Source organism: Synechococcus sp. M16CYN, assembly GCF_040371545.1.
GTDB lineage: Bacteria > Cyanobacteriota > Cyanobacteriia > PCC-6307 > Cyanobiaceae > Parasynechococcus.
On sequence record NZ_AP029049.1, the window covers coordinates 1 to 17,326 of the forward strand.

The 17,326-nt window shown below is 46.9% G+C and carries 23 protein-coding genes and 1 pseudogene; 11 read left to right on the plus strand and 13 right to left on the minus strand.

All coding sequences use genetic code 11. From position 1 onward, the window contains the following. The first annotated feature begins 100 nt into the window (after window positions 1-100). From ABWV55_RS09330 to ABWV55_RS09345, 4 genes are all read left to right on the plus strand, one after another. A complete protein-coding gene (locus ABWV55_RS09330; protein ID WP_353292834.1) occupies window positions 101-835 on the plus strand; it encodes a peptidylprolyl isomerase in 735 nt (244 codons plus the stop codon). Window positions 836-850: 15 nt separating this feature from the next. Next, window positions 851-3,778, plus strand: coding sequence for an ABC transporter transmembrane domain-containing protein (locus tag ABWV55_RS09335; protein ID WP_353292835.1), 2,928 nt, complete (start codon window positions 851-853; stop codon window positions 3,776-3,778). Continuing rightward, window positions 3,778-5,028, plus strand: a complete 1,251-nt coding sequence (locus tag ABWV55_RS09340) for an HlyD family efflux transporter periplasmic adaptor subunit (RefSeq protein WP_353292836.1) — start codon at window positions 3,778-3,780, stop codon at window positions 5,026-5,028. Before ABWV55_RS09335 ends, ABWV55_RS09340 begins: the two co-directional genes overlap by 1 nt. A 287-nt stretch (window positions 5,029-5,315) precedes the next feature. Continuing rightward, window positions 5,316-5,564 (plus strand): hypothetical protein, encoded by a 249-nt coding sequence (locus tag ABWV55_RS09345; protein WP_353292837.1) that lies wholly within the window; start codon window positions 5,316-5,318, stop codon window positions 5,562-5,564. 7 nt (window positions 5,565-5,571) lie between these two features. Here ABWV55_RS09345 and ABWV55_RS09350 read toward each other — a convergent pair whose 3' ends face one another. Next, window positions 5,572-6,885: a hypothetical protein gene (locus tag ABWV55_RS09350; protein WP_353292838.1), complete on the minus strand. Its 1,314-nt coding sequence runs from the start codon at window positions 6,883-6,885 to the stop codon at window positions 5,572-5,574. Window positions 6,886-6,969: 84 nt separating this feature from the next. On the opposite strand from ABWV55_RS09350, the gene ABWV55_RS09355 reads away from it, so the two are divergent. Next, window positions 6,970-7,107 carry a high light inducible protein gene (locus tag ABWV55_RS09355; protein WP_353292826.1) on the plus strand — a complete coding sequence of 46 codons (138 nt, stop codon included), beginning with the start codon at window positions 6,970-6,972 and terminating at the stop codon, window positions 7,105-7,107. Further along, on the plus strand, window positions 7,104-7,265 hold the full coding sequence (locus ABWV55_RS09360) for a hypothetical protein (RefSeq protein WP_353292839.1): 162 nt from the start codon (window positions 7,104-7,106) through the stop codon (window positions 7,263-7,265). Before ABWV55_RS09355 ends, ABWV55_RS09360 begins: the two co-directional genes overlap by 4 nt. Before the next feature lie 838 nt (window positions 7,266-8,103). On the opposite strand, the gene ABWV55_RS09365 is transcribed toward ABWV55_RS09360, so the two are convergent. The 4 genes and pseudogenes from ABWV55_RS09365 to ABWV55_RS09380 all read right to left on the minus strand — a co-directional run bounded on the left by ABWV55_RS09365 (window position 8,104) and on the right by ABWV55_RS09380 (window position 10,365). Then, window positions 8,104-8,445: a hypothetical protein gene (locus ABWV55_RS09365; protein WP_353292840.1), complete on the minus strand. Its 342-nt coding sequence runs from the start codon at window positions 8,443-8,445 to the stop codon at window positions 8,104-8,106. Window positions 8,446-8,768: 323 nt separating this feature from the next. Next, a pseudogene (locus tag ABWV55_RS09370) lies at window positions 8,769-9,047 on the minus strand (hypothetical protein); the annotation flags it as partial. A gap of 102 nt (window positions 9,048-9,149) precedes the next feature. Then, window positions 9,150-9,317: a hypothetical protein gene (locus tag ABWV55_RS09375; protein ID WP_353292822.1), complete on the minus strand. Its 168-nt coding sequence runs from the start codon at window positions 9,315-9,317 to the stop codon at window positions 9,150-9,152. A gap of 301 nt (window positions 9,318-9,618) precedes the next feature. Beyond that, complete coding sequence (locus tag ABWV55_RS09380) at window positions 9,619-10,365, minus strand: hypothetical protein (protein ID WP_353292823.1); 747 nt, start codon at window positions 10,363-10,365, stop codon at window positions 9,619-9,621. Here ABWV55_RS09380 and ABWV55_RS09385 point away from each other — a divergent pair. Then, window positions 10,349-10,483, plus strand: a complete 135-nt coding sequence (locus tag ABWV55_RS09385; protein ID WP_353292824.1) for a hypothetical protein — start codon at window positions 10,349-10,351, stop codon at window positions 10,481-10,483. The genes ABWV55_RS09380 and ABWV55_RS09385 overlap by 17 nt on opposite strands. 369 nt (window positions 10,484-10,852) lie before the next feature. On the opposite strand, the gene ABWV55_RS09390 is transcribed toward ABWV55_RS09385, so the two are convergent. Further along, the gene (locus ABWV55_RS09390; RefSeq protein WP_353292825.1) at window positions 10,853-11,137 is read right to left on the minus strand and encodes a hypothetical protein; all 285 of its coding nucleotides are present in this window, start codon (window positions 11,135-11,137) and stop codon (window positions 10,853-10,855) included. 84 nt (window positions 11,138-11,221) lie between these two features. Between ABWV55_RS09390 and ABWV55_RS09395 the strand changes: the two genes are divergently transcribed. Together ABWV55_RS09395 and ABWV55_RS09400 are read left to right on the plus strand one after the other, a co-directional pair. Further along, complete coding sequence (locus ABWV55_RS09395) at window positions 11,222-11,359, plus strand: high light inducible protein (protein ID WP_353292826.1); 138 nt, start codon at window positions 11,222-11,224, stop codon at window positions 11,357-11,359. Continuing rightward, complete coding sequence (locus ABWV55_RS09400; protein WP_353292827.1) at window positions 11,356-11,517, plus strand: hypothetical protein; 162 nt, start codon at window positions 11,356-11,358, stop codon at window positions 11,515-11,517. The genes ABWV55_RS09395 and ABWV55_RS09400 overlap by 4 nt, the downstream gene beginning before the upstream one ends. A gap of 355 nt (window positions 11,518-11,872) precedes the next feature. Here the strand turns inward: ABWV55_RS09400 and ABWV55_RS09405 are convergent, their stop codons facing one another. Then, window positions 11,873-12,217, minus strand: a complete 345-nt coding sequence (locus ABWV55_RS09405; protein WP_353292828.1) for a helix-turn-helix domain-containing protein — start codon at window positions 12,215-12,217, stop codon at window positions 11,873-11,875. Window positions 12,218-12,478: 261 nt separating this feature from the next. On the opposite strand from ABWV55_RS09405, the gene ABWV55_RS09410 reads away from it, so the two are divergent. Beyond that, window positions 12,479-12,616 carry a hypothetical protein gene (locus ABWV55_RS09410; RefSeq protein WP_353292829.1) on the plus strand — a complete coding sequence of 46 codons (138 nt, stop codon included), beginning with the start codon at window positions 12,479-12,481 and terminating at the stop codon, window positions 12,614-12,616. A 991-nt stretch (window positions 12,617-13,607) separates the two neighbouring features. On the opposite strand, the gene ABWV55_RS09415 is transcribed toward ABWV55_RS09410, so the two are convergent. The 3 genes from ABWV55_RS09415 to ABWV55_RS09425 all read right to left on the minus strand — a co-directional run bounded on the left by ABWV55_RS09415 (window position 13,608) and on the right by ABWV55_RS09425 (window position 15,384). Further along, complete coding sequence (locus tag ABWV55_RS09415) at window positions 13,608-14,066, minus strand: thermonuclease family protein (RefSeq protein WP_353292830.1); 459 nt, start codon at window positions 14,064-14,066, stop codon at window positions 13,608-13,610. Window positions 14,067-14,168: 102 nt separating this feature from the next. After that, window positions 14,169-14,336 (minus strand): hypothetical protein, encoded by a 168-nt coding sequence (locus ABWV55_RS09420; RefSeq protein WP_353292822.1) that lies wholly within the window; start codon window positions 14,334-14,336, stop codon window positions 14,169-14,171. A gap of 301 nt (window positions 14,337-14,637) precedes the next feature. Then, entirely contained in the window at window positions 14,638-15,384 is a 747-nt protein-coding gene (locus tag ABWV55_RS09425; protein WP_353292823.1) for a hypothetical protein, read from the minus strand. On the opposite strand from ABWV55_RS09425, the gene ABWV55_RS09430 reads away from it, so the two are divergent. After that, window positions 15,368-15,502, plus strand: a complete 135-nt coding sequence (locus ABWV55_RS09430; protein WP_353292824.1) for a hypothetical protein — start codon at window positions 15,368-15,370, stop codon at window positions 15,500-15,502. The genes ABWV55_RS09425 and ABWV55_RS09430 overlap by 17 nt on opposite strands. A gap of 331 nt (window positions 15,503-15,833) precedes the next feature. Here ABWV55_RS09430 and ABWV55_RS09435 read toward each other — a convergent pair whose 3' ends face one another. From ABWV55_RS09435 to ABWV55_RS09445, 3 genes are all read right to left on the minus strand, one after another. Then, a complete protein-coding gene (locus ABWV55_RS09435; RefSeq protein WP_353292831.1) occupies window positions 15,834-16,172 on the minus strand; it encodes a hypothetical protein in 339 nt (112 codons plus the stop codon). A 3-nt stretch (window positions 16,173-16,175) separates the two neighbouring features. Further along, window positions 16,176-16,397: a hypothetical protein gene (locus ABWV55_RS09440; RefSeq protein ID WP_353292832.1), complete on the minus strand. Its 222-nt coding sequence runs from the start codon at window positions 16,395-16,397 to the stop codon at window positions 16,176-16,178. 440 nt (window positions 16,398-16,837) lie between these two features. After that, complete coding sequence (locus tag ABWV55_RS09445; protein ID WP_353292833.1) at window positions 16,838-17,002, minus strand: hypothetical protein; 165 nt, start codon at window positions 17,000-17,002, stop codon at window positions 16,838-16,840. Window positions 17,003-17,326 lie beyond the last annotated feature (324 nt).

Sequence of the window (17,326 nt, forward strand, 5' to 3'; positions counted from 1 at the left end):
AACTAATTATTTGAAAAATGACTAATTTGCTATATGCTTCCGTGCTTTTGACGCCTTAATGTTTTGCACACAAATTATAATTTTTTTACACAATTTTAGAATGGTTGTAATTTCCACTGTACTCTCCGATTTGCAACGGGTGATCAGTGCAGAAGGCAGAGCCCTTTTGCAACGATACAATTTGTTGGTTCCACTGGTGGAACAAATGATTACCGCGCAGGCTATCGCGGCTGTAGAGGTGAGTGCTAAAGGTTTGGAACAGGCTCAGGTGGAGCTTCTGGGTCAACAAGGTTACGAAGGCTTGGAGCAATGGCCGGAACTACTTATAAAGCTGGGGCGACCGGAGAAAGAGGTCCTAGATCGCCTGCGCTGGGTGGTTCGCCGTCAGGTGTTCATGCGTGAGCGATTCGCAGCAAAAGCGGAAGCGCGGTTTCTCGAGCGTAAGAATGAACTTGACCAGGTGGTATACAGCGTTCTTCGATCGAAGAACGGTTTTCTGGCCCGTGAGTTGTACCTACAGATCGAATCAGGCGAATCGAACTTTGCGGATCTGGCTAAGCGCTATGCCGAAGGTCCGGAACGCAATACCAACGGCATCGTCGGGCCGGTTTCCCTCACGCAGGCGCATCATGCCTTGGCGGACAAGCTTCGTGTGGCTCAGCCAGGGGTGTTGCTCGAACCGTTTCGCATCGCCGACTGGTGGCTGGTGGTGCGGCTGGAGCGTTATCTACCGACCACCTTAACCGAGGGGGTGTTCGATCGAATGTGCCAGGAGATGTTCGATGCGTGGATCTCAGAGCAGACCACTAAAACTTTGAGCCAGCTGAAAAGGTAACTTCAGCGTTTCCTGATGACCCAGTCTTCGCCATTTCCTCTGCTGCTGCATCCGGCCTTTCGAGGTTTGTCCGATGCGGGATCGAATCGGCTTCAGATGGTCACGCGCGTGCTGCGGTTCGAACTCGGTCAGCAGCTTTGTAAGTCCAAGGAGATCCCGGCGCGGATTTTGATTTTGCAAAAGGGCCGGGCCCGTTTGGTCGGACGCCACAATGGCCGATTAACAACGGTAGGCAAGTTTGGTCTGGGCAGCGTGATTGGTGCCGCCAGCCTGTTGAGTGGCAATCCCTGCGAAAACGTGATCGCCTCTGAAGAGGTCATTGCCTGTGCTGTTCCTGATCAGGACTGGGCCGATCTCTATGCCACCGAGAACAGCTTTCGCAACTGGTGCGATCAGCAACTGTGGCCTCAGGAGCTACTCAGCTTGTTAGAGAGTCTCGGGGCCGAGACCGCAGCAAGGGACTGTTCAGCCCTAGAGAAGCTGGAGAAGGCTCTCGATCAGGCTAAGCGCTGTGCTCCCGAACCGGCTGCGATCAAAGTGGCTATTCAGAATAGCAATCGCCGCCTGTTCCTCACTAGCTGCTGGGGGGAAGCTCGCCTCGGTCAGGCCATTCACTCTGCGGATCAACTCCCTCCGACCCAGCGATTTGCCCATCGCCTGGTCTCTCTCCCTGTCGATGGAGAAATCACCTCTGTGGAGCGCCTCAAACCCGGACGGGAGTGGGTAGCAGAGACCGATATCGAAAAAGCTGAGCTGTTTCCCCCTGTGAGCCGCTACAGCCCGGGGCGCAATGTGGTCGACAGCCTTCGCTTGATCCAGGCCAATGGTCCGATTCAGGAAACCCTCGCCTGCTTTCAAATGCTGGCGCAGCTGATGAAGCTGCCCTTTCGATGCGATGCGATCGAAAGGGTCCTGCGGGACAATATTCGTCGTGGTCTCACCCCCAACCTTCGACTCTGCGGTCAGTTGGCTGCCAGCCTGGGGCTTCATGTGATGGCGGCAAAAGTGCCGTCTGCGGCCGGCACACGCCTGCAGGTTCCTTCGATGCTTCCCTGGCAAGGTGGTTTCGCTTTAGTGGTGGCTAGCAATGAACGCGGCCTCAAATTGGCTTCGCCCAAGCAGGGCATGGTCACCCTCTTCCCTGAGGATCTGGCTGGGTGCTTCCCGGACGGCATCGAGGTGCTGCTATTGGAGCGAACGAACGCCACCCCGAATCAGAAATTCGGTCCGGGGTGGTTCTGGCCTGCCTTGAAGCGCTATCGCGGTGTGTTGATTCAGGTTCTAGCCGCCAGCTTCGTCGTGCAGCTGTTCACCTTGGCCAATCCGCTGTTGATCCAAGTAATCATCGACAAAGTGATCAGCCAGCGTAGTTTGGACACGCTCCAGGTGCTGGGAATTGCTCTAATAGTGGTCACGATTCTGGAGGGCGTACTGGGCAGCCTCAAGACGTTTCTGTTTGCTGAAACCACCAACCGGATCGACCAAAGACTCGGAGCAGAAGTGATCGATCATCTGCTGCGACTGCCCTTGGGTTACTTCGACCGGCGCCCTGTGGGCGAACTGAGCACCCGGGTGGCGGAGCTAGAAAAAATCCGCAATTTCCTCACCGGCCAGGCCCTCACCACCATCTTGGACGCCGCGTTTTCAGGGATCTATATCCTGGTGATGGTGGTCTACAGCTGGTTACTCACCCTGCTCGCTCTATCGGTGTTGCCGATTCAGATCGGTCTCACCGTGCTGGGTGCCCCTCTATTCCGCCAGCAGTTTCGAGCCGCTGCCGAAGAGAACGCCAAAACACAGAGTCATCTCGTAGAAGTGCTCACTGGGATCCAGACGGTTAAGGCGCAGAACGTGGAGATGGTCAGCCGCTGGCGCTGGCAGGAGTTCTATTCCCAATACATCGCGCGCACCTTTGAGAAAACGATCACCGGAACGGCTCTGAATCAGACAAGCCAAGTATTGCAGAAGGTTTCTCAATTGATGGTGCTCTGGATCGGAGCATCGATGGTACTGAAAAGTGATCTGAGCCTGGGTCAGCTCATTGCCTTTCGGATCATTTCAGGCCACGTCACCCAGCCGTTGTTGAGGCTGTCCACGATCTGGCAAAACATCCAGGAACTGCGGGTGAGTTTTGAGCGATTAGCGGATGTGATCGATACGCCAGAGGAGTCTGACGAAGTCGACAAATCGAAGGTGATGTTGCCTCCTCTCAAGGGAGATGTGCACTTTGAAGCCCTCTCCTTTCGCTTCCAGCCCGGACAGCCTGAAGCGCTCAAGAATGTCAATCTCAAGATCAAGGCCGGCACCTTTGTCGGCGTCGTGGGCCAGAGCGGCAGCGGTAAAAGCACGTTGATGAAACTCTTGCCACGCCTATACGAGCCGGTGGAAGGTCGGATCCTCATAGACGGTTACGACATCGCCAAGGTTGAGTTGTATTCGCTTCGGCGCCAAATCGGCATCGTTCCCCAGGATCCACTGCTGTTCAGGGGCACGGTGAGCGAGAACATAGCTTTGGCGAACCCCGATGCGTCAAATGAGAAGATTGTGCAGGCGGCTCGACTGGCTAATGCCCATGACTTCATCATGGATCTTTCCAGCGGTTATAGCACTCCGGTTGGAGAACGCGGTGCAATGTTAAGCGGTGGTCAGCAGCAACGAATTGCCATTGCCCGCACCCTGTTGAGCAACCCCAAGTTGCTGGTGATGGATGAAGCCACTAGTGCTTTGGACTACGAAACCGAACGCAAGGTCTGCGACAACTTGCTCGGAAATCTTAATGATCAAACGGTGTTTTTCATTACCCACCGACTCTCGACGGTTCGCAAAGCCGATGTGATTGTGATGCTTCACCAGGGAGCGGTCGTTGAGATCGGAACCCAGGATGACTTGATGAGCCGCCGTGGTCGGTATTACGCCCTCTATTGTCAGCAAGAGGGCTCTTGATGATGAATCCGCGACTGCTGATGTCTCGGTTGAGGCAGGGCTCCAGCGAACTGATTACCTCGCCTCGTGATTGGCTTCGCCATTTCGATCACGTTGCAGTGCGACAGTTAGCTCATCTGAGTACCCATGACGAATTAGTTCTTCAGCAGAGCCGCTTCTGGATGCGTACAGTCACCTGGGGCCTGATTGGCACCACGGTGTTTGGGGTGGCCTGGTTGGCCTTGGCACGAACCGAGGAAATTGTTGTTGCGGCTGGTGAATTGGAACCTGTGGGGTCTGTTCAGAACATTCAAATGCCGGTGGGTGGTGTTATCGAGCAGATCCTGGTGGAGGAAGGACAGTTGGTGAGCGCCGGTCAAGTGCTGATGAAACTCGACACCGAAGCGAGTGAGCAGCAACGCCGCGGTTTGGAGACCAAGATCAAGCTCAAGCAGGAGCAGCTCGATCTAAAGGAGCAGGAGAAGCGTCGCTATCTCCAGGTGAACAAAGAGGCAGTTCAGATGCTGGAGAACAAGCTTGAGCTTCAAGTCGATATTCAGGAGCGTTTTGCAGACTTGGAGCAAGCTGGTGCTGCTTCAAAAGTGCAGTACCTCAGACAGCTGGACGCGGTAAAAGAAACCCATGGCCAATTGATGCAGACCAAAGCGGATCGGCTTCGCCAGGTTGCGCTCTTAAATCAGCAGACGGCTCAGCTTAAATCCGAGCTTGCTGACCTTCAAACCCGTCTTGCTGAAACAAAGGTCACCCTACGATATCAGCAGTTGCAATCACCGGTAGATGGTATTGTCTTTGACCTTCAGCCCACCTCGGCTGGCTACACCGCCCAGTCGACCCAGACCGTGATGAAAGTGGTTCCCTACGGATCGCTGGAGGCAGAGGTGGAGGTTCCCAGCAACAAAATCGGTTTCATCAAGCTCCCTCTCGGCTGTCCAACAGACCCTGAGGCGTGCATGAAGGCTGACATCAGCATCGATTCCTATCCCTCAACAGACTTCGGAGTGCTAAAAGGCCGTGTGACGCACATTGGTTCAGATGCTTTTCCTCCGAATCCTCAGGAGCAACGCCAGGAACTCAGCTTCCCTGTAACAGTGCACCTTAATCAGCAGTCCTTAGTTCTCAAAAGCGGTGCCAAATTGCCACTCCAAGTTGGGATGAGTCTTACTGCCAATATCAAGCTGAGAAAAGTGTCTTACTTCCAACTGTTGTTAGGAGAATTTCAGGACAAGGCCGAATCCATTCAACGCCTTTAATCTCTAATCGGTGTAGATCCTTGGTCTGGCTGCTCGCTAGAACGCGAGCAGCCAGACTTAACGAAAAAAGAAGACTCACTAGAGACACCCCAGGTTCCTTGAATTCATCCGTAGTTGAAAAATCTCTAAAACGAGTCGGTATGACTAAACTTGCCGTAATAATTTGTCGCAGAAGAGCTAAGATAATGGAGTGACCCTTTAGAAACCTACGAAGGCTCTAAATAACTCCCAATCGGCACTACCATGGGCGTTTTTCTTGACTCTGCGGTGAGCATGTCACTGGGGCAGTGACTCTATTTAGCATGGAGGAAATCATCACCCAGCAGCGATTCCTAGTCAAACCGGTTTGTCAGGCTCTTCTGGCAGAGGTAGCCAGCTACCCTCGCCGTTATTATGTTCCCAGTGTCTCGTCTTGGTCTTCCCAGACTCGCCATCTTGCAGCCTACAGTACCTACTCTCGCCAAGTTCCCAAGCATTTGCTAGGTCCAGGGACCTTTCTTCATGCAGTAATCCCACTTTCGCAGCCGTTTGGCTGAGGTGGGGCTAATTGGCCTCGGCATCGGACCCTTCAGCAATAAAGGCAGCCAGGCCCATAGTAACTTTAGCCTGCAACTCGCCGCTGCGGTCGAAGTAGCTCTGTGTGGTCGCAACGTTCTTGTGACGGGCCAAAGCTTGGGCATCGGCCATGGAGAACCCGAGATCGGCCACGGCGGTGGTTACGGCACTGTGACGTAAGCGGTGAGGGCTTACTATCCCACCTTTCAGGACCTCAGCACCCATAGCGCGAACTAAGCGGTAGATGGCATTACCTCCAAAGCTCCAGCTAGTGCAGGCCAGCCCCATCTCTTCCAGCCATGGCGGGCTTCCTTCTATGGCTTTGGCATTAGCGATACGCTCGGCGGCATCGGCCAGGTCCCGCTGGTGTCGGCGTTCCATACGTTTGTGAACCCCAGGGTCTAGTGCTGTAAACATTGGAGCCCAAGGTTCTAAAGGTGCCCAGGTCGGCCTCACTTCCAGCCAGTCCTTCAAAGCACCAGCTACCAAAGGGTTCAGGGTGATGGCTTCCTGCTCGGTTCTGCCCTTGCCGCGGATAGCCAACTCCAGAGGATTGGAGGGGTCCCAGTCAGCCAAGGCGATGCGTGCAACCTCCCCCCGTCGCAGGCCGTTTAGAAGCAATAGGTAAGTCACAGCACGGTTGCGTGCCTGGCCAGCTTCACCGCCACGGCTTGAGACCAGTTGCTCGGCCTTTTGTACCAAAGCCTGGAGGTGGGCAACACCCGAGGGTCCGCGCATATCCCGGCGCTTGCCGTCATTCTTCAGGCCTTTAACCAGGTGTAGGCGGACGTCAGCCATACCGCAGTTGGCAGCAAGGCGAGCAACCCAGCGCAGGGACGCCAGGCGACGGTTCACCGTTGGGGAGGCCAGGCCCTGACGCTTCTGGTCAGCGATCCAGCGGATCACCAGGCCACGGGCAGCGTCATCACCCAGTTGCAGCCATCCGACTAGGGCACGGTGCACCCCTGCCTCACTGGTGGCATCCACGCCAATGGCCTTGTTGCTAAGCCAACGGGTAAAGGTTCGCCAGTCCTTCTGATAGGCAGCACGGCTCTCCCTTCCCAGCTCTACCTGGAGGGCATCGGCCAAAGGATCACTTTCCTGAGCAACATGCTGGAGCTGGGGGGTCAGCGCCGAGGTTTTCCGCGGGACGTCTTCCGCTGTGGCTGCCAGCCCACCGGGCTCCAGCGATTCGGCGTCTACCGTTTTGGCTGGCGTGTTGTCTGGATGGTTGATAGAACGAACGTCCCAAACGCGTTCCCGCTCACGCTTCTGGAAGGGGTCGGAAATATATGTTTCCATGCGCTGAGTACAAATGATACAAGGCTCGCGGCGCAGCTAAGCGCAATAATTCGTTACAATGGATAGGTACTTCAATTTGAACCGATGGACGACGCGAAATTTGGCTTCTCCGCTTTTGCTGAACAGTGGAACGGTCGTATGGCCATGCTGGGCTTCATCATCGGCTTGGGCACCGAGCTGTTGACCGGGCAGGGCATCCTAGCCCAGTTGGGTTTAGGTTGAAATTTAATCCAGAGCCCGATGTCTGGGCACCCAAGGACGGAGCTGGTTACCTCCAGCTCTTTTGCTTTGGTCTTTTCATTGCCACTATCGCTGTGGGAGGCAACATCGTCCTTCATTACTTGGTATCCTCTCTTCAATATGTCTCAGTCGCCTTCTAGGAAAACCTTTATGCATTATTCACTTAGCGTCTAATCGCGTAAATTTAACATTGAGATGCAATGTATACTGCTACTTTTTATGTGTGTCAACTAAGCGATAACCTGGTCTTAGTTTGACACAGCTTACTACTTGAGTTTAACCTAGGAGAGAGACTTAAAAGATAAAGTGGGTCTCCTTTTTTTACAGGATCAATCCCGTCACTGGAAAACTTATTGTCCCTAAAAAAAGCTCGTACATCCGTCTTATGAATCCCTAAAAGCCATTTAATCCCTCCTATCACATAAAAAGAAACTAATCACCTAAGAGCATAAGTTTATCATAAGAGCAGCTAGAGGAGACATAAGCGATTTAGTGGTTATCGTTCATGGTTATCGGTTTACCGATGAGTAAAATTCAAATGTCGGCATTATATAGATTGAACTTTTTTTCTATTAATTTTACATGTTCTAATAGTTTTAGGCAAAGCGAGTGTGTTTTTGCTACACTTCAAGTCGCGAGAGATAGTAAATCTCCTTCAGCACAAGAAAACTAACTTCAATCGAGTATTATTTTTTCTTTTTGACTCCCAACTTATCACATATCTTTTTGTATCCAGCTGTCTTTTACTTGAGAGTCTATTTACTAATGAATTATTTAATATTTTAAGCAGAGCCATCGTTCATATTCCTCCTGATTAAGATTTGAGTGATCCAAAGAAGACCGAGAAAGCTAGCAGCAACGACAAAAATAATCATTTACAGCTCTAAAGTAGCTGGAACCAAATCTCGAGCACCGTTCCTAGCAAAAGAATGACTACTAGCAATTAACTGATAGAACCGGCGAATATTTAAATCCATATCAAGAGGACTTCTCATTTAATGAGCATTCGTAAGTTACGATTCGGCCTTTTCGTTCCTTGAATTCCGGTGCTGAGAGATCTTTTTCTCTCCACCACCAGCGCCCATCAGTATAGCTAGGAATGCCTTTATTATTTGTTCGTGGCAATTGAAGGGTCATTCCTCGCCAGGAAATCAAAATTCCATCACCAGGCAGGGTCCCATCCGAACTATTTGGAATTCCACCAGCAATCCCGGTTACATCTACAGCCCCACTAAATCTTTCAGCAGTTAATTCTTCGCCATCGCAAATCCAGGACGCTACAGCTGGAGATATATTTATAAGCAAAAGATTTACTGCCATGAATATAAATATTAATTGATGCACTGCGAAATTAATTGATGTGATCTATAAACGATGATACTCGATCTTAATAATTGCTGTGACAATAAGTTTTACATCAATTTTAAGTATGGTACTCAGCTTTTTGATAGGTTCCGAACGCTGGAGCTTTATATATCAAGCGACCCGCTAGGTGTTCCCCAAACAATCGCTGATAGGCATATTAAGATGATTTAGATCATATTAGGTCTCAAATAACAAAAATATAGTTTCTGGTATTGCCAGTAATTATTAACGCTAACGTAAAATAAATTTTTTTGATGAATTGATTCAAGCTATTAGCTGAGTTCAGTCCTAACAGATAATTCATCTTCACCAGATATCGCAGTTTCTAACTTTTCTTTAAGCCAATTAGCTGCATCGTAACCCAATTCTTTTTCCTCTAAGTTTCTAGTTCTTGTTTCTGGTGCGTCAACTCCTGCAACTCTAACTCTTTCTTTTTTGTATAGATTAAATCCAAGGTCGATAGTAATATCAATAGTATCGCCATCAACAACACGATTAATCGCTATCACTCTAAAATTATAGTAGGAATTTCTGCTAGGTGGAACCATTGCTTCCATAATTAATTTTCTTAAAACCTGTTAGGACGACTATACTAAATCACAGAAGCAACAATAGCAATTTTAATAGATGACTTTGGTATAATAAATAAATCATGGTATTCAGCTATGCTGGGCTTCATCATCGGCTTGGGCGAGGGGTGGAAACATCGTCCCTAGCTGCTTGCATTTTAACTCAAGCGACGGTCGGACCTTAATTAAGAGACCCGGAGATTTCTCAGTATTTTTAATGAAACGGATCGTTGACCACCGATGCCAAATTAACCTCACCAGGTCGCGGTATACCGGTATTCTACTTCAGTAGGTATTTGCAAGTCAACCCCTAATGCTAGAAACAGTGAATTTTAGCAGGACCCTACTCTTATATTTATGAAGAGTATTTACATTCTAAAATATTTATCTTTCTCTGTTTCGATTCATCTATGAACGCTTGTGGTATCATTCTTTTGCTAAAAGTTTCACCAACCTATTATAGAAATATTCATTTTTTCTCAATTTATTTTTTGTTGAGAATCAATAAGGGTTGATTTGACAGATATCTCAGTCTCTCCGTACAGACTTCTTCTCTTTGTTAATCCACCACCAAGTGTGGAACTTGTCCAACCCAAACCCACCTCTGTGGTCGTCCTTGACGATCTAATCCTGCTGGCTTTTCTGGTCTGTGCTTAAACCATTGAGGGTTATTGGGAATCTTTCCTGACCAATCGTTTAAAAGCCGATTGATCGGTTCTGATCTAAATCCTTGTGCTTGGACATTACAGGTTTTCACGGTCTTCAATGGGGGCTTGTTCTGTTTTTGTTTTGATCTTTCTTTTGATTTTGTTTTTGGTTTTTCTATCTGTTTTATCTGAGTTTTTCTTTGTGGTTTGGAAGAAAGATAGGTATTAGAGATTGGAGTATTTAGAATTTGAGGCGTCACTTGTGTCACTTCGCAGGAAACAGAACGAGTCTTTCGATGCGACACGTAGGTGGTGGGAGCAACCGTACGAGGACAGCGACGCTCTAAACCGTCGTGGTCCTTGCGGTGGTCGGGGGGCAGGGCATACCAGTAGTCCCTCTTGTATCGATGCTTCCATTTCTGCTCCCTTATTACATGCTGGGCATCCTCCAATTCCTTCAGGGCTCTTTGCACCGATCGGGTGCTGACCTCGATTTGGAATTCCTTCGCTAGTTGATCCCGCACTTGGTTTGCAGGCAGTCGTGTCCAGGCGGCGCCGTGGTCATCGATCTGCCCTCCTTTGCCACGACGGGCAACGTTGATCCAACCTCTGACGACTCCTAGGCAAAGGCTGGCAAGTGGAGTGATTGGGTTTCCCATGGCAGGAGTGGGACCCTGTGGTCCCTTTTTTGTTGGAGGGGTTGACTTCCTGCCCAAGATTCCCTTTAATGTGTCTGCACGTTGTGAGTGTGAGATTCGTTTTTTGGCGGGTCTCTAAGGGCCCCTGACCGATCTTAAGAACCGGTCGGGGGTTTCATCTTTTGAGTGATGAATCAGGATTACCTCAGTTCTACCGGACTCCAGATCTGCTGTCCACTCGGCGCTGCCTGAGCTGTAACACCTGTTAGTTAAAGGTCCGTTACTGGTCAGCTATCAAATGTTCACTCTTGGGCTGTTAAGGTTCTTCGTCGTGGAGTCCTCCTCAAAAGGGTTCGTTTTGGTTGGTTGGAGGGTCTTCTCTTCTACTCGGAGCTTGATTAGGCGTGGCTCCGTTTAGGGAAACAGTGACCAAGGCCTGACTGGATGCATTAAGCGGCTGCTAGCATTGATTAATCTGGATTTATATCTTGATCTTTAAGCTTGTTGGCTAAAGCTCCAAGAGCGACTCCCGATATAAGCGAACCAAATTGTTCTTTTGAAGAACTCTTTGTATAAAACAAGGATCACTTTCCTGAGCAACATGCTGGAGCTGGGGGGTCAGCGCCGAGGTTTTCCGCGGGACGTCTTCCGCTGTGGCTGCCAGCCCACCGGGCTCCAGCGATTCGGCGTCTACCGTTTTGGCTGGCGTGTTGTCTGGATGGTTGATAGAACGAACGTCCCAAACGCGTTCCCGCTCACGCTTCTGGAAGGGGTCGGAAATATATGTTTCCATGCGCTGAGTACAAATGATACAAGGCTCGCGGCGCAGCTAAGCGCAATAATTCGTTACAATGGATAGGTACTTCAATTTGAACCGATGGACGACGCGAAATTTGGCTTCTCCGCTTTTGCTGAACAGTGGAACGGTCGTATGGCCATGCTGGGCTTCATCATCGGCTTGGGCACCGAGCTGTTGACCGGGCAGGGCATCCTAGCCCAGTTGGGTTTAGGTTGAAATTTAATCCAGAGCCCGATGTCTGGGCACCCAAGGACGGAGCTGGTTACCTCCAGCTCTTTTGCTTTGGTCTTTTCATTGCCACTATCGCTGTGGGAGGCAACATCGTCCTTAAACCGCTCGACACTCTCTTCTCAGGATTGCTCAATAATCTTTGAGGAACATTTTTATACATTTTTGGTTTCAGCAACTCACCATGCCAACTCGATTATGTAGATTTAGCTCCAAGATAGAACTTACGCCACTTTAAAAACAGAATTTTTATCTGTTTTTAGCAGATCTACTAACTATTTTTAATCTAACACAACTAACTGTTTAGGCATAATCTAAGCGAAAAGTGTCAGGTAATAAAGCGAGTTTCCCTCTTCTTTACAATACTAACCCCGTCACTACCGATGTTGACCAATGAAGGAATCACTATCTCTCAAATAAGAGTCACAATCTTATTCTGTAGGCTCCTAGGAAAAGTTTAAATTTTCCTCAAGATGAAAAAGTGCTTAAGCATTTAGATCTTTAATGACAAGCACCCTGTCGGTTAGATTGAAGTGACTTTTGAGCTGATACAGGCTCCAGCGGTGCGTTATCTCCCAACGTGTAGTAGTAGACCCGCTTACATAACTGCTTCTGCAGCTGTTCTCGCTTTAGCCAGCCTATCTCCACCAGTTGCTTAAGATGCCGCTGCACGGTTTTCTCATTGCAGCCCAGTAGCTGGCTCAACTCCTCGGCGGTCTTCGAGATCCACTTGACCCCATCAATAACGACGCCACTAGGGAGCCGAAGGCAACGGTGAATCTCCCTGTAAATCTCTGCGCTCAAGCAACCGACTTCACTTGCGAGGTGTCTGTATGTGGTTTTCATGATTCAAGGAATTTTGAAACTTGTCGCTCGCGCGAAACATTCTCAAACATCAAGATTGGTTTTTGTTTTTCTTCAGGGGTTTTGGTCCTGTGGGTTCTTAGCTGGTAACTGGAAGTCGAATTCCCATGGTCACAGCCCACTTTATCAAGAGCTAGCTCCTTTTGCAAGTCGGGTTTGTATATTTGTAGTGATTACAATAACCACTTCAGCTACGAGGAAGCAGTAAGAGAATAAGAGACGCATCTGCTCAAACGAATCGGTGTGGATCAAGGACCCTATCGAGCAGGCATTTTCGATATGTTCGGTTTCCACTATCACAAACAGTTCAACCGATTAGCGATCGTTTCTACATCTTCAACTGGCATCAAGCGTCTACTGAAGTTCACAATTGGGATGTAATAGCAAAAGGTTTGAAGGCTGCTGGTAATATCTTCAGCCAAATGTACATCCATGCCAAAGCATTGGCACAAGGAAAGCTTAATCCAATGCCAACCAGCTAGTCTGAAGCGCCTTACAGTATTTCTGCACCTACTAAAGGATTAGGGCTTATTTACGTTTAAACAAAAGCGACTTTACTTATACCAACTTGGCAATGAACAGTGAAACAGTCGTCTGACGATGATGGTCTTCATCATTGGCCTGGGCATCGAATTTTTAACTGAACAGGAAATTCTTTCCTGACTGGGCTTGGGTTTAAATTCAATTTAAAGCCCAATATTTGAGCAGCTGAAAACGCAACTAATTACCTTCAGCTCTTTTGCTTAGATCTTTTCATTGCCACCCTCGCTGCGAAGGCATCATCCTTCATTACTTAGCATTTTCCTTCTAAGATGCCTCAACGGTTTTTAGGAATGTCTTTATGCATTAATTAATTTAACATCCGATTGATAAAATCATCCTCAAATGTCTCTGAAATTTGTATTTCATGTGATTAAATAACTTAAAGTTAAAAAGAATAAAGAATTTTATAGATTAAAGTATGGAAATAAGTTTATAATTTTTTCATACTTAAGTAATAAATATTGGATTTATAATTTAGTTAAATTTTATTCTTATTTTTTGAAATATTGATCTAAATAGTTTTAGTCTTTATAAGAAAAGTTCATAATATATTGCAGAAAAATATCTTGCCACAAAAATTGTTTTATTGAATACTGCATAAGCTATCCTGTAAATTAAAATAAGTATTCTGAAATGTTTTCCAACAAAAAATTTGAGGCAATGCGCGTAAATTATATAGGTACAGAAACCTCAACGCATAAAAATCTAATAATTTTTAATTATATAATCGCTTGAAGCTTATATTTTTTAACATCACAAATTAATTGACAATTATTACTATTAAATTCACAATCTGGAATACAGACATGAAAATTTACACACAACACTTCTACGTTATTGTTCCACGGTGCTTTCTGATTCTCCTAAGCTCTTCAAGATCTTTTTGCTTTGTTCCACCACTATACTCCCAGGCATATCCCTCAATAATCATTTGTTCATTAAGAGACATACTATCGTTCCCAATATACAACCAACCAAGTAGACGACCATACTTACCAGTGCCACCAACAAGTTCAGTCCTAACAGATAATTCATCTTCACCAGATATCGCAGTTTCTAACTTTTCTTTAAGCCAATTAGCTGCATCGTAACCCAATTCTTTTTCCTCTAAGTTTCTAGTTCTTGTTTCTGGTGCGTCAACTCCTGCAACTCTAACTCTTTCTTTTTTGTATAGATTAAATCCAAGGTCGATAGTAATATCAATAGTATCGCCATCAACAACACGATTAATCGCTATCACTCTAAAATTATAGTAGGAATTTCTGCTAGGTGGAACCATTGCTTCCATAATTAATTTTCTTAAAACCTGTTAGGACGACTATACTAAATCACAGAAGCAACAATAGCAATTTTAATAGATGACTTTGGTATAATAAATAAATCATGGTATTCAGCTATGCTGGGCTTCATCATCGGCTTGGGCGAGGGGTGGAAACATCGTCCCTAGCTGCTTGCATTTTAACTCAAGCGACGGTCGGACCTTAATTAAGAGACCCGGAGATTTCTCAGTATTTTTAATGAAACGGATCGTTGACCACCGATGCCAAATTAACCTCACCAGGTCGCGGTATACCGGTATTCTACTTCAGTAGGTATTTGCAAGTCAACCCCTAATGCTAGAAACAGTGAATTTTAGCAGGACCCTACTCTTATATTTATGAAGAGTATTTACATTCTAAAATATTTATCTTTCTCTGTTTCGATTCATCTATGAACGCTTGTGGTATCATTCTTTTGCTAAAAGTTTCACCAACCTATTATAGAAATATTCATTTTTTCTCAATTTATTTTTTGTTGAGAATCAATAAGGGTTGATTTGACAGATATCTCAGTCTCTCCGTACAGACTTCTTCTCTTTGTTAATCCACCACCAAGTGTGGAACTTGTCCAACCCAAACCCACCTCTGTGGTCGTCCTTGACGATCTAATCCTGCTGGCTTTTCTGGTCTGTGCTTAAACCATTGAGGGTTATTGGGAATCTTTCCTGACCAATCGTTTAAAAGCCGATTGATCGGTTCTGATCTAAATCCTTGTGCTTGGACATTACAGGTTTTCACGGTCTTCAATGGGGGCTTGTTCTGTTTTTGTTTTGATCTTTCTTTTGATTTTGTTTTTGGTTTTTCTATCTGTTTTATCTGAGTTTTTCTTTGTGGTTTGGAAGAAAGATAGGTATTAGAGATTGGAGTATTTAGAATTTGAGGCGTCACTTGTGTCACTTCGCAGGAAACAGAACGAGTCTTTCGATGCGACACGTAGGTGGTGGGAGCAACCGTACGAGGACAGCGACGCTCTAAACCGTCGTGGTCCTTGCGGTGGTCGGGGGGCAGGGCATACCAGTAGTCCCTCTTGTATCGATGCTTCCATTTCTGCTCCCTTATTACATGCTGGGCATCCTCCAATTCCTTCAGGGCTCTTTGCACCGATCGGGTGCTGACCTCGATTTGGAATTCCTTCGCTAGTTGATCCCGCACTTGGTTTGCAGGCAGTCGTGTCCAGGCGGCGCCGTGGTCATCGATCTGCCCTCCTTTGCCACGACGGGCAACGTTGATCCAACCTCTGACGACTCCTAGGCAAAGGCTGGCAAGTGGAGTGATTGGGTTTCCCATGGCAGGAGTGGGACCCTGTGGTCCCTTTTTTGTTGGAGGGGTTGACTTCCTGCCCAAGATTCCCTTTAATGTGTCTGCACGTTGTGAGTGTGAGATTCGTTTTTTGGCGGGTCTCTAAGGGCCCCTGACCGATCTTAAGAACCGGTCGGGGGTTTCATCTTTTGAGTGATGAATCAGGATTACCTCAGTTCTACCGGACTCCAGATCTGCTGTCCACTCGGCGCTGCCTGAGCTGTAACACCTGTTAGTTAAAGGTCCGTTACTGGTCAGCTATCAAATGTTCACTCTTGGGCTGTTAAGGTTCTTCGTCGTGGAGTCCTCCTCAAAAGGGTTCGTTTTGGTTGGTTGGAGGGTCTTCTCTTCTACTCGGAGCTTGATTAGGCGTGGCTCCGTTTAGGGAAACAGTGACCAAGGCCTGACTGGATGCATTAAGCGGCTGCTAGCATTGATTAATCTGGATTTATATCTTGATCTTTAAGCTTGTTGGCTAAAGCTCCAAGAGCGACTCCCGATATAAGCGAACCAAATTGTTCTTTTGAAGAACTCTTTGTATAAAACACAGAAAGTGCGCCAACTACAACAACTATTGCGAGTATCATAGTTAATGCTTTCTCCATAAACATACTGTGCTCCAATACAGAGGCTTTTCTCACATTTAGCGGAGTCGCTGGATCGTAAACCTTATCTACAACAATTGGCCCTACAGGGTCGTAGAGTTCATCTACGAGTTCGTAATCTGAATTAGGGTTTTCCTGTGTTTTAACAGGACCGGTATCCGAAGCATTCATTAATTAAGCCAGTAGAATCTCAACAGTCGGTTTGCCGTCTTTCACCATACTAATTTTTTCGCCATTCACCTTCTCTCTCTTTTTAGCAATAATATAAAGAGAAAAAGCTTTGCGGGCAAATTCTGATTTATCACCTATCTCTGGGAATTCTTTAAGAAGCTTGGAGATGTCGTGATCCAATCTTGGATCTATCCGCACTTGAAGTTGCTTTGATTTTGTTGCCATGATTTTCCAGGATGAATTCGGCTGATCACATATGAATTCGGCCGATCACAATGTAGTACAAATATGAGACAGCTTAACCCTTCGCCCACCAACTGGATCCCCTGGCCATCCAAGTGGTCTCAATGGATACCTTGCAGCTCACTAATCGTTAGGAGCCCAGTCTTAGAACTGGGTTTTAGAGGCTTTGATCCCTTGAAAGGAAAAGCCTAGGATTAGACGATCCGTGGCGGCTCTCCAGTACCACAGCGGAACGATTTCAGTAACTAGTTGTTTCCAAATTGATTTAACTACTAACTATTTTCTTTGCTAGAAGGTAGCTTTTGGCTCAAGCCTTACTTGTTTTTTAACGATAGTAGAATTACTAGTACGGCCACCAGAAGAGATGACGGGCAACTGATCTACGACTACTATTCCTATCCCTAAATCCTGCCATATTCCTCTCAGGTCGCTTTCCTTGATTCAAGCTCCGAACTATTTGGAATTCCACCAGCAATCCCGGTTACATCTACAGCCCCACTAAATCTTTCAGCAGTTAATTCTTCGCCATCGCAAATCCAGGACGCTACAGCTGGAGATATATTTATAAGCAAAAGATTTACTGCCATGAATATAAATATTAATTGATGCACTGCGAAATTAATTGATGTGATCTATAAACGATGATACTCGATCTTAATAATTGCTGTGACAATAAGTTTTACATCAATTTTAAGTATGGTACTCAGCTTTTTGATAGGTTCCGAACGCTGGAGCTTTATATATCAAGCGACCCGCTAGGTGTTCCCCAAACAATCGCTGATAGGCATATTAAGATGATTTAGATCATATTAGGTCTCAAATAACAAAAATATAGTTTCTGGTATTGCCAGTAATTATTAACGCTAACGTAAAATAAATTTTTTTGATGAATTGATTCAAGCTATTAGCTG